Source organism: Vibrio sp. V04_P4A5T148 (assembly GCF_963875605.1).
GTDB lineage: Bacteria > Pseudomonadota > Gammaproteobacteria > Enterobacterales > Vibrionaceae > Vibrio > Vibrio anguillarum.
Map to the genome: position 1 here is coordinate 62,427 of NZ_CAWNMS010000018.1, position 11,206 is coordinate 73,632.

Sequence of the window (11,206 nt, forward strand, 5' to 3'; positions counted from 1 at the left end):
CCTTTCAGCACCATTTCCAAAATGATTCTTTATATAAACCGCCACAAACGGACACTTTTACAACAAATTGTTTCAATATGTGGCAAGACAAAACAAGTTAAAACAAGCCGCTCGTCAAGCTTAGTGACGTCAAATTAAAGTCAAGAAAATCATAATTATTGACTACTTCGCAACTTAATCTAAAAACTTCGCACAACTTTTGAGCCTGCCACCCATGCACATTTTTATTTCATAGTGCATGGTTAAATCAGCTCATTTAGCCCTTGTAAATCGTATTTTTGAGGTGGATTTATGTTTGATTTAAACGGTGAATGGCGATTGAGCTCACCCGAGTATCCCGAGATTCAAATCGCGATGACGCTACCCGGTGACCAGTATCATGCATTACTGCAAGCGGGTTTGATCCCTCATCCCTATTATGCATCTAATGAATCTCAAGTTCAGTGGGCTGGTTTATGTCATTGGGTATTAACAAAAGCGATCACTTTAAATGCGGCAGACCTCCAGTGCCCGAACCACTTACTGGAGCTGAATAAGGTCGATACGTTTGCTGATCTATGGATCAACGGACAGAAGGTTCTACAGTGCTATAATGCTTTTCAAACCTATACCGTTAATATTCGCCCTTATCTGCAAATTGGCGTAAATCATTTTGAATGGCGATTTGAACCTGCCGCTACGATAGCAAAGCAAAGAGCCGATGAGCTGCCCTTTCCCATTCCTTGGGCGCAAGGGAATAATCAACTTCCTCACATGAACACAGTGCGAAAACCTCAATGCCACAGTGGCTGGGATTGGGGTATATGCCTTGCTGTTTGTGGTATTTTCGCACCAATGCAATTAAAAACGGTACAAGAATATTCACTGCTGGGTGTGGATATTGAACAAGTTTGGCATGCTTTAACACACGTTACGCTGCACGTGAGAATACGGCATAGCGAATCGCTCTCAACCCCCATCACACTTACTTTTGGCGATCAAACCATTACGATCGATAGTGAGGCTTTTTGCAACCAAAGCAGTGTGGATATTGATGTCCACCATCCGCATCTCTGGTGGCCAAACGGTTACGGTGACCCTTATTTATACACACTGTCTATTACCATGGCACAGCAGCAGATCAACCGCCAAGTTGGCTTAAGACGTCTCACGTTGCGCACTGATCAAGATTCCATCGGCAGTGAAATGACCTTTATCGTGAATGAGGTCTCGATATCAGTGAAGGGCGCGAATTGGATACCAATGGACGCCATGCCAAGCAAAGTCAATTTTTCCCGTTATCAACAGCTGTTAAGAGCCGCACAAGAAGCTCACATGAATATGATTCGTGTGTGGGGAGGGGGTGATTATGAACACGATCATTTTTATCAACTTTGCGACCAACTCGGATTATTAGTCTGGCAAGATCTGATGTTTTCCTGTGCACAATACCCTTCAACACCGAGTTTCTTAGAAGAGGTAAAGCAAGAAGTCACACAACAAATACAACGTTTGAAGCACCATGCTTGCCTTGCCATTTGGTGTGGTGATAATGAGGTGATTGGTTCATTAACTTGGTATCCAGAATCTCGAGAAAACCGTGAAAAATACCTAGTCAATTACGACCGACTCAATCGTTTTTTAGAAATCCTCGTCAATGAACAAGATCCAAGTCGCCGTTTTTGGGCAAGCTCACCTTGCAATGGTGAATTAGATTTTGGTGACGCTTGGCATGATGATAATAAAGGTGACATGCATTTTTGGGATGTGTGGCATTCAGGTAAATCCTTTGACGCTTACCATTCAATATCCCCACGATTTTGTTCAGAATTCGGTTATCAGTCTTGGCCTTCATTTAGTGAAGTGAAGCAGATTATCCCAGAAAGCGACTGGAATATCAGTGCGCCTCATTTTGAACATCACCAAAAGAATGCTCGTGGTAATAGCATCATCACCGAAATGTTTACTCGCTATTTCCGTTTCCCGAATGGCTTCCAGCAGATGCTTTATTTGAGCCAAGTTCAGCAAGCCATGGCGATTAAAACGGCTGTCGAAGCGTGGCGGGCAACCTCACCGATTTGCCGTGGCATATTATATTGGCAACTCAATGACAACTGGCCCGTCGCGTCTTGGTCAAGCATTGAGTATTCTGGACGCTGGAAGCAATTACATTATCACGCCAAACGGTTTTATAACCCGCTTTTGGCCTGTTTTTCTGAAGATGAGAAACACCTATCACTGAGAGCCATTAATGATGCGCCCGGTGAGCAATACCTTGTGGGTGACATATATTGGTTTGGATGGGAAGGAGAATTGCGAAAGCATTGGTCAATCAATGAACGACTGCCCCAAGAGAGTAACCAAATCGTGTGGCAACACACAATAAAGGATTTTTACACCAGAAAAAGGAGCGATCTACTTTGTCAGTACAGATGGCCAGCGGGATAATTTTTGGCTGCCGGATGTACCCAAACGCTTGCCCTTAAAATCGGCTCGCATATTGAGTGAATATCGTGCGGGCAGTCTCTGTTTGACCACTGACCGACCTGCACTTTACGTTCACCTAGAACATGACAACGTACTACAATTTTCTGATTCCAGCTTCTTTTTGCTCCCCAACCAAATGCGGACAATCGCCTTTAGCTCAGACGATAAATCTGACTTAAACTGTACTATTTATCAACTGGCTGAATGAACTGAGCCGAATAAAGACAAGCGATCAGCCTTAAGGAAGGAAACGAAAAGGAGCTGCGTATCAAGCAGCTCTTTGCAAGCTAAACCATTTTTGCTAATGCATATTCAACATTGGCTCATGTCAAACACTGACTCATGTCAAACACTGACTAATGTTGGACACCAGATGGATTTTCACCAAATTCAGTCTGTTGATAAATATCTGCAAGGGTTTTTGCACGTTTTGCTGCCTTGCGTCGTTTCGTTGGTTCAAAGTATTGCTCGACCTGCTTCAATGTCTCTTCATGGTCTTGCGCGGATTGGACAAAGTCTGGGTTGGCTAACGCTTCTTGGCGAAGGCGGTTAACTCGTTCTAGCGTTTCCCACAACATATTTCACCTCCAACTTCACTGTGCATACATACAGCTTAGTAAAGAGTGACATAATGTCAAGCAATTAACTGTGGATTTATACAGTTAATTAAAATAAATGCTCATTATTTCAATGAGTCATTAATCTGCGAGGCCTCTTAAGGTGCGCACGTTGATTCTCGAAGCACCAGCTTACCTAGATAGCGATGTATCTTGGCATCATCCGAGCCCTTCCCTTCAGCCAATTGTAGGGCCAAGGCTACTGCATCCTTCGTCAGTTGCTCAATAGGAAGCGATATTGTTGAGAGATTGGGCACCGAATACGCAGCAGCGGGCTCATCATCAATCCCCATCACGGAGACCTGATTGGGTACCAAAATGGCATGTTCGTAAAGTGCACGCATTGCTCCTAGTGCCATATCATCGTTACAGGCAAAAATAGCGCTGAACTCACTCTGTTGTTCTAATAACCGTTGAACCGCGGCATAACCCGCCAGCATAGAATTATCACCTTCAACAACGAGCGTGTGATTGAGCTCAATACCAACCTGCTGCAAGCCTGACTGATAAGCAGCAAATCGCTGTTGTCCTGTATCACTGTCCAAAGGGCTAGTGATGCAAGCAATGCGGCGATGGCCAAGTTCAAGCAAGTGATTAATCGCTAAAGAAGCGGCTTGATGCTGCTCAAAACCAAAACTATGCAAACCGACTTCTTCCAAGGTTCGATTGAGTACAATCAGTGGCACTGAAACATCAGATTGCAATGATGCCAGCTCATGATTCGACAAATGGCGGCTGTAAAGCATGATGGCGTCACAACGCTGAGTGAGCAATGAGCGCACTGCTGCTAATTCGCCTGTCGCATTATCGTGGCTGTCCATGACAAGTAAGGTCTTACGTGCTTGCTCGGTACCTTGTGCTGCTTGATGCAATAAGCTGCCAAAATAACTCCCTTGAAACTGAGGAAGTATCAGCCCAATCGCATTTGCACTGTTTGTGGCTAATGCTTGCGCCAACACATTAGGTTGATAACCCAAGGTGGACATGGCTTGTAAAACGGCTTCTCGCGTACTTGCTTTTACTTGGCCAGTTTGATTGAGTACGCGCGATACGGTGGCTTTAGACACGCCCGCAGCTTTACAAACGTCATTGATTGTCGCCATGGTGACTCCTAATAAAAACCCCCGACTCTTGGAAGCCGAGGGAGTTTACCTAATTTCCTAAGCTGGATGAACGCTCTCAATCAACAATTATTATTGTCATTCCACGTTTATAATTGTTCGCCATTGGTTTTGATCACGGACTGATACCAGTAAAAGCTTTTCTTTTTACTGCGAGCCATTGAACCAGAACCATCATCGTGTTTGTCTACATAAATGAAACCGTAACGTTTTTTATATTCACCAGTGGTGAACGACACACAATCGATACAGCCCCAAGGGGTGTAGCCCATGACATCAACGCCGTCTATAGCAATGGCCTTCTTCACTTCTCGTATATGTGCTTGTAAATACTCAATCCGATAATCGTCTTGCACTTGGCCTTGCTCATCGACTTCATCGATCGCCCCAAAACCATTTTCGACAATAAAAATCGGTTTCTGGTAGCGTTCATACAACTCAGAAAGCGCGTAGCGAAGCCCTACCGGGTCAATTTGCCATCCCCAATCAGACGCTGTGAGATAAGGGTTTAAGCGACTTTGTTTAAATAAACTGGTTGTTTCACCTTCAGCGTTGCGATCATCAGAGACAATATTCGTCATGTAATAGCTGATCGCAAGGTAGTCGGCACAACCCTTACGCAGTATCGCTTCATCGCCATCGAGCATATCAACGGTTATCGATTTTCGCTCCCATTCACGCCAAATATAGCTTGGGTAATAGCCACGAACTTGCACATCGCTGAACAAGTACTTCTCTCTCATCATTTCTTGAGAGCGGATCATATCTTCTGGACGACACGACGCGGGATAAAGCGGCATCATATGAATCATGCTACCCATTTGAAATTGAGGGTTGATCTTATGACCGAGATCGACCACTAAAGCACTGGCAATAAATTGGTGATGCATGACTTGGTACATCACCTGCTCTGGGTTGTCATGTTCAGTGAAGATCACCCCTGAGTTACAGTAGCCAAACAGTGGGAATTCCCAATTTCGCTGGTTATTGATCTCATTGAAGGTAATCCAGTATTTCACTTTCTGTTTATAACGCTCCATCACCACTTGGCTAAAGTTAACGAAAAAATCCACAAGCTTGCGATTTGCCCATCCCCCGTATTGTTGTACAAGGTGGAATGGCATCTCAAAATGCGAAAGCGTAATAACTGGCTCAATGCCGTATTTCAGCAATTCATCAAAAAGATCATCATAAAATTGTAGCCCTGCTTCATTGGGCGAGACTTCGTCACCTTGTGGAAAAATACGAGTCCAAGCAATTGAGGTTCTAAAACATTTAAAACCCATCTCAGCAAAAAGTGCAATGTCACCTTTGTAATGACTATAAAAATCAACGGCTTCATGATTAGGATAGAAATAATTTGCATCCACACCGGAGGTCATCACCCTAGGTACTTCATGCGCTCCTTTTGAGAGCACATCGACAATGCTGACTCCTTTTCCACCTTGGTTCCATCCACCTTCAACTTGATGTGCTGCTACAGCCCCACCCCATAAAAAATCTTTTGGAAAACCATTCGTTGCCATCGTCATCTACCTCGTCTTCATTTGCTGACTCAATGTACCCTTATGTCGATCTAATATGCTATTTCACGCCATGTGGACACGTGGTATAGAAATACATCATCGCTTTGCTACTTTGCGTGACATCATAAACGATTATCGTAAAAATGTAACCGGTTTCGGAAACCGGTTACATTTAAATTAATAATTCTAATGTTCTCGGAAGAAAATACGCACTATTTGTTACTGACAAGTGGCAAACAGAGACATTCCGTAGCACTTTTGCTGTGACTACTGTATGCTTGCGCCTTTCCGCAACGTGATGCGGATCACTTCCTTATTTACATATCGAGACATTTTAATGAGTTTTGCCTCTCTGGGTTTATCCCATGCCATCCTGAAAGCCGTTGCTTCTCAAGGTTACGAAACACCATCGCCAATTCAGGCGCAAGCTATTCCAGCCGTTCTTGAAGGCAAAGATGTGATGGCAGCGGCCCAGACAGGTACCGGGAAAACAGCAGGATTTACCCTGCCCATTTTGGATCTATTAGTTAAAGGCCCAAAAGTAGGCCCCAACCAAGTGCGTGCATTAATTCTGACGCCGACACGTGAATTGGCCGCGCAAGTTGCCGACAACGTGGCAACTTACGGGCAAAACCTTCCACTACGCTCTGAAGTTATTTTCGGCGGTGTGAAAGTTAACCCACAGATGATGAAAATGCGTCGTGGAGTAGATATTTTGGTCGCGACGCCGGGTCGACTGCTGGATTTATACAACCAAAATGCGATTAAATTTAACCAATTAGAAATTTTGGTCTTAGACGAAGCGGATCGCATGTTAGACATGGGCTTCATTCGTGACATTAAAAAGATCCTTGCACTGCTGCCAGCAAAACGTCAAAACCTACTCTTTTCGGCCACTTTCTCTGATGAAATTCGCCAACTTGCGAAAGGGTTAGTTAACAACCCAGTCGAGATTTCGGTTACGCCACGCAATAGTACCGCCAAAACCGTCAAACAGTGGGTGCATCCTGTAGATAAAGCGAAAAAACCAGCGCTATTGATTCAACTAATCAAAGAAAATAATTGGCAACAAGCGTTGGTATTTACACGAACTAAACACGGCGCTAATCGCTTAACCGCACAACTTGAAGGCAGTGGCATCAGCGCCGCCGCGATTCATGGCAACAAAAGTCAAGGCGCACGTACTAAGGCATTGGCCAATTTTAAAAGTGGTGAGATCCGCATTTTAGTAGCAACGGATATTGCCGCTCGCGGCATTGATATTGACCAATTACCACAAGTGGTAAACTTTGAATTGCCTAACGTCCCTGAAGATTATGTTCACCGAATTGGCCGTACAGGCCGCGCAGGCGCCGAAGGAAATGCAATCTCTTTGGTCTGCGCCGATGAAGCAAAAGACATGTTTGCCATTGAGCGCCTTACCCAAAATTTACTAGAACGAATTGAGGTTGAAGGCTTTGCGCCAGTGAACAAATTACCGGCATCTCCTTCGCTACAACCGATTAAAGCGAAAAAGCCGAAAAAGAACAAACCAGAACATAATGACGGACAGCGCTCTGGTGATGTAGCAAAAGGTCACAGCATAAGCGCAAATACCAAAACTAATTACAGAAAGCCGAAAGCGGCCAATTCCACTCGTTCAAACAGCAACAAACCAAGTGCAAACCAACCCACGAGAAGCGGATCGGCTGGACAAAATAGACCTCGTAGAACAAACAAAATCGCGGCGAGCTGATATTACTCACTGATTACGACTCTCTGATTAAAAAGTAAAGGCCACTCTCATCTAGTGGCCTTTTTGTTTTTACGCGCCTTTGGGCGGTGTGAATGCGGTTAGAGGAAGTGGCTCTCCTACATATTTCTCTATTTTCACAATTGAAGAGTTACCAGCACAGCCATTGGCTAACCTTGAAGTAGGTATGTCAGCGGTCAGTACGTTGCATCCTCCGTTTTTACATAAACCATGAGGTTGATCAAAATCGGGCCATGCCCCTTCATGAATACAGACCGAACCTTGCTTAATTCCATCCGTGATCAGCGCGCCAACTAAGACTTGGCCACGTTGATTATAAGCACGGACAAGATCGCCATCTTTGATCCCTCGAACTTTTGCATCTTCTGGATGAATCCAGATCGGTTCACGGTTTGCTATCGCATATTGCTCGCGTAGTGCCGCATAGTTTAACTGGCTATGGAGACGATGAGCCGCATGCGATGTCATCAATTGCAGTTCATCGGCTTGAGCATTCCCTACCCACTCCGTTGGCGGCATCCACATAGGATGTGGCGGGCAATCGCTATATTTGAAGCCTTCGATGGTTTTGGAGAAGATCTCAATCTTACCACTTGGTGTACCAAGAGGGTTCAGGATAGGATCCTCTCTGAAAGAGGAATAACGCACAAACTTCGCGTTCGCTTCGTTCCATTTCATCTCAATGAGCTGATTTTGTTTCCAAAAATAGCTGAAGTTAGGCATTGCAATCCGATTCTGGCGACCGATAGCTTGAGCTCCTTTATAGAAACCAGCCAACCATTCCATTTCGGATTTATTTTCCGTATACACTGCACGTCCGCCCGGTTTTAACAGCTCCGCCATATCAGCAAATACATCAAAATCATTTCGCGCTTCAAATTGAGGCTCAATTGCCTGTTTCATCGGCACTAAATGTTGATTGCTATAATCCCCTGTCATGGTGAGATCATTACGCTCAAATGACGTCGTGATGGGCAGTACAATATCAGCGTGTTTTGCGGCTGCAGTCCAATAAGGCTCAGAGATAACGATGAGTTCCGGCTTTTGCCACGCTTTAATCAAACGGTTGGTATCTTGGTGATGAGTAAAGTTTGCACCGCCAGCCCACCAGATCATTTTGATGTTAGGAAATGTTTTCTCATGACCGTTGTGTTGATATTGTCCGGATGGGTTTTCCAACGCTTCTACAATACGAGCCACAGGAAAACTATTTACTGCTCCAGAAACGGCCCAATCATTACCCGCAGATGAACCACCATCAATAGCCGCTGATATAGCAGGTAAAACACCCGCAGTTCGCGTTGGGTTACCGCCATTGGAATAGTGATATGAAAAACCAAACCCACCACCGGGTAAACCGATCTGCCCTAGCATTGCAGCCAGAGTGACAAGCATCCAGTGTTTTTGTTCACCATATTGCTGACGTTGGATTCCCCAACCAGCCATGATCATAGTTCTATTTTTGCTAAAAATATCAGCCAATAGCTCTAGTTGTTTGGCAGGAACGCCACAAATTGCCTCAGCCCATTGTGCTGTCTTTGGCGTGCCATCAGAATGACCTAGCAGATAAGCTTCAAATTTGTCGTAACCAGCGGTGTATTTATTCAAAAATTCGAGGTTATGTTGGCCCTTTTCAACTAATGAGTGGGCGATCCCCAACATCATCGCAACGTCAGTACCAGGATGCGGTGCAATCCACTGAGCGTTTTCACCAAAAAATTCGATGGTTTCCGAACGCATAGGATCGATAGCGATAATGGTTTTTTTAGAATGTTTGAGTTGATTAAAAAACTCAAGCCCCGCGCCGTCGGTACTGCTCCATGCTATTTTCAGTGTATTAATAGGGTTAAGCCCCCAAAGCACCACAACATCACTACTTTCAAGTACAACAGGGTAAGTTGTTTGTTGTTCATACACTTCTATTGAGCCTACAACGTAAGGCATGATGACTTGCGCAGCACCCGTAGAATAATCACCTAAATGACCCGAATAGCCTCCCGCCATACTCATATAGCGTTGCAGTAGGGTTTGGGCTTTATGTAAAATCCCACTGGATCGCCAGCCGTAAGAGCCCGCAAAAATTGACTCGGCTCCATAAGCAGTGCGAATACGAGCATGCTGTTGGTGGATTAATTGCAGCGCTTTTTCCCAACTAACGCGGACGAACTCATCGTCTCCTCGTTTACCATCTGGCATATGGGGATTTGCTAGAAAACCTTTACGCACCATCGGGTATTTGACCCGAGCTTGAGTATGCACTTGATCTGGCGCTGAGGTTTGTAGACTATTGGGTACGCTTTGCGGCAATGCATTCTTGGAGGAAATAATTTTCCCATCCTTAACTTCAACCAGCATAGCGCCCCAACGCCCAGCAGTCAGTACACCAGCTCCTCGCGGTGCGGAAGCGAGAACTGGCATAGGTTTAACCGAAAAAATAGCGACCGCACCTGCAGTTGCACCAGCGCTTTTTAGAAAACTTCGACGTGTGAGAGTAGTCATCACTGAATCCTTATTTCATTTTTTATTGGGCAACAACATCTTTCGCATTGTATTGGAAATATTTCGTGAGGATTTCTAGATCCTCTGCGGAAATAGAGGTACGGTCCCCCATACTTTTTGCCACAGAAGGCCACGCGTTAACCGTAAAATGGTTACTCGGAATTTTGGCATGACATGTTGAACAGTAAACATTGTCCAATTGCTCAGCGTATGCCCAAAGCGAATCCATTTTACCCAACACTGGCGTGTCGATGTCCCCGGCAAGTGTTACTTGACGCCACTGATTTCCGTAGGCATCTTCGTTATACTCTTTTACGCTCAATGCTTTTTGCCCTGCTTCAGTTAACATAGCAATCACAGCACGCTTACCTTCACCCATATACAAGACTTGTTCTGCACCTTGCATCTGATAACCACTCAATTCAACGGTGCGTTTGCCATCGCTTTCATTCAATACTTTCAGCGGCGTCGCTGGATTGATCGTTCCGAAATCAGAAATGGGCGTAGATTGCATCGCATAAACAATAGAAGTGCCCACAGGGGTTAACTTAGCCTCTTCGACTAAATGGGCTAATGCTTGGCTGTCCATTTTGACTTCAGGAAGCATGTGCGCCACACCTTTATGGCAATCAATACAGGTTTGATTATTGTCGATACCGTACTGATGCATTTTTTGTGCTTGCACCGTTTGGTCGTAAATCTCCATCGCATCTTCACTGTGACATGAACGACAGGTCGCAGAATCGTTCGCTTTTAATTGCGCCCAGACAGTTTCAGCCATCTCGGCTCGATGCGCTTCATACTTTTCAGGTGTGCTGATCTTCTTGGTAATGAACTCATGATAGATATCTTTGGACGCCCTGATTTTAGTGACTAAATAATCCATAGTATCAGTGGGGATATGGCAATCAGCGCATTCTGCACGGATGCCTTTGGCATTGCTAAAGTGTACCGAGCCTTGATACTCCTGAAAGGGTGCTTGCATAGTATGACAAGAGAGACAAAATTCCGTACTCGACGTTTTTTCTAAGATGACATGAGTCCCTCCAAGGCTTAACCAACCGAGCAGCACCCCAATAGCAAGAACTCCCACTATCATTCTTTTTTTAATATTCATTATTCCTCACAAATCTCAACGGATGTGGTTTTGACAGAACACGTTGCATTTATGTGATGCGCATCGTATTCCATAAGGAAATCATACCCCCAAAGAGGGATGTCAAC

At 44.8% G+C, this 11,206-nt stretch carries 6 protein-coding genes and 1 pseudogene; 2 read left to right on the top strand and 5 right to left on the bottom strand.

Features of this window, described 5'->3' with window-relative positions:
- Positions 1-291: 291 nt before the first annotated feature.
- A pseudogene (locus AACT18_RS01615) lies at positions 292-2,674 on the top strand (glycoside hydrolase family 2 protein).
- Positions 2,675-2,822: 148 nt separating this feature from the next.
- Here AACT18_RS01615 and AACT18_RS01620 read toward each other — a convergent pair.
- From AACT18_RS01620 to AACT18_RS01630, 3 genes are all read right to left on the bottom strand, one after another.
- On the bottom strand, positions 2,823-3,044 hold the full coding sequence (locus AACT18_RS01620) for a hypothetical protein (RefSeq protein ID WP_010319365.1): 222 nt from the start codon (positions 3,042-3,044) through the stop codon (positions 2,823-2,825).
- A gap of 137 nt (positions 3,045-3,181) precedes the next feature.
- Entirely contained in the window at positions 3,182-4,186 is a 1,005-nt protein-coding gene (locus AACT18_RS01625; protein WP_094125674.1) for a LacI family DNA-binding transcriptional regulator, read from the bottom strand.
- A gap of 107 nt (positions 4,187-4,293) precedes the next feature.
- Positions 4,294-5,730 carry a 6-phospho-beta-glucosidase gene (locus AACT18_RS01630; protein ID WP_026028850.1) on the bottom strand — a complete coding sequence of 479 codons (1,437 nt, stop codon included), beginning with the start codon at positions 5,728-5,730 and terminating at the stop codon, positions 4,294-4,296.
- Positions 5,731-6,004: 274 nt separating this feature from the next.
- Here AACT18_RS01630 and AACT18_RS01635 point away from each other — a divergent pair, with 274 nt between their 5' ends.
- Positions 6,005-7,465 (top strand): DEAD/DEAH box helicase, encoded by a 1,461-nt coding sequence (locus tag AACT18_RS01635; protein WP_094143451.1) that lies wholly within the window; start codon positions 6,005-6,007, stop codon positions 7,463-7,465.
- A 69-nt stretch (positions 7,466-7,534) separates the two neighbouring features.
- Here AACT18_RS01635 and AACT18_RS01640 read toward each other — a convergent pair whose 3' ends face one another.
- Positions 7,535-9,982, bottom strand: coding sequence for a molybdopterin guanine dinucleotide-containing S/N-oxide reductase (locus AACT18_RS01640; protein ID WP_094144242.1), 2,448 nt, complete (start codon positions 9,980-9,982; stop codon positions 7,535-7,537).
- Positions 9,983-10,004: 22 nt separating this feature from the next.
- Positions 10,005-11,099 (bottom strand): NapC/NirT family cytochrome c, encoded by a 1,095-nt coding sequence (locus AACT18_RS01645; protein WP_017044754.1) that lies wholly within the window; start codon positions 11,097-11,099, stop codon positions 10,005-10,007.
- Positions 11,100-11,206: the final 107 nt, after the last annotated feature.

Bases quoted from the DNA above. Each gene is read 5' to 3' on its own strand.
- AACT18_RS01640 (WP_094144242.1), bottom strand. From the start codon at position 9,982: ATGACTACTCTCACACGTCGAAGTTTTCTAAAAAGCGCTGGTGCAACT.
- AACT18_RS01620 (WP_010319365.1), bottom strand. From the start codon at position 3,044: ATGTTGTGGGAAACGCTAGAACGAGTTAACCGCCTTCGCCAAGAAGCG.
- AACT18_RS01625 (WP_094125674.1), bottom strand. From the start codon at position 4,186: ATGGCGACAATCAATGACGTTTGTAAAGCTGCGGGCGTGTCTAAAGCC.
- AACT18_RS01645 (WP_017044754.1), bottom strand. From the start codon at position 11,099: ATGAATATTAAAAAAAGAATGATAGTGGGAGTTCTTGCTATTGGGGTG.
- AACT18_RS01630 (WP_026028850.1), bottom strand. From the start codon at position 5,730: ATGGCAACGAATGGTTTTCCAAAAGATTTTTTATGGGGTGGGGCTGTA.
- AACT18_RS01635 (WP_094143451.1), top strand. From the start codon at position 6,005: ATGCTTGCGCCTTTCCGCAACGTGATGCGGATCACTTCCTTATTTACA.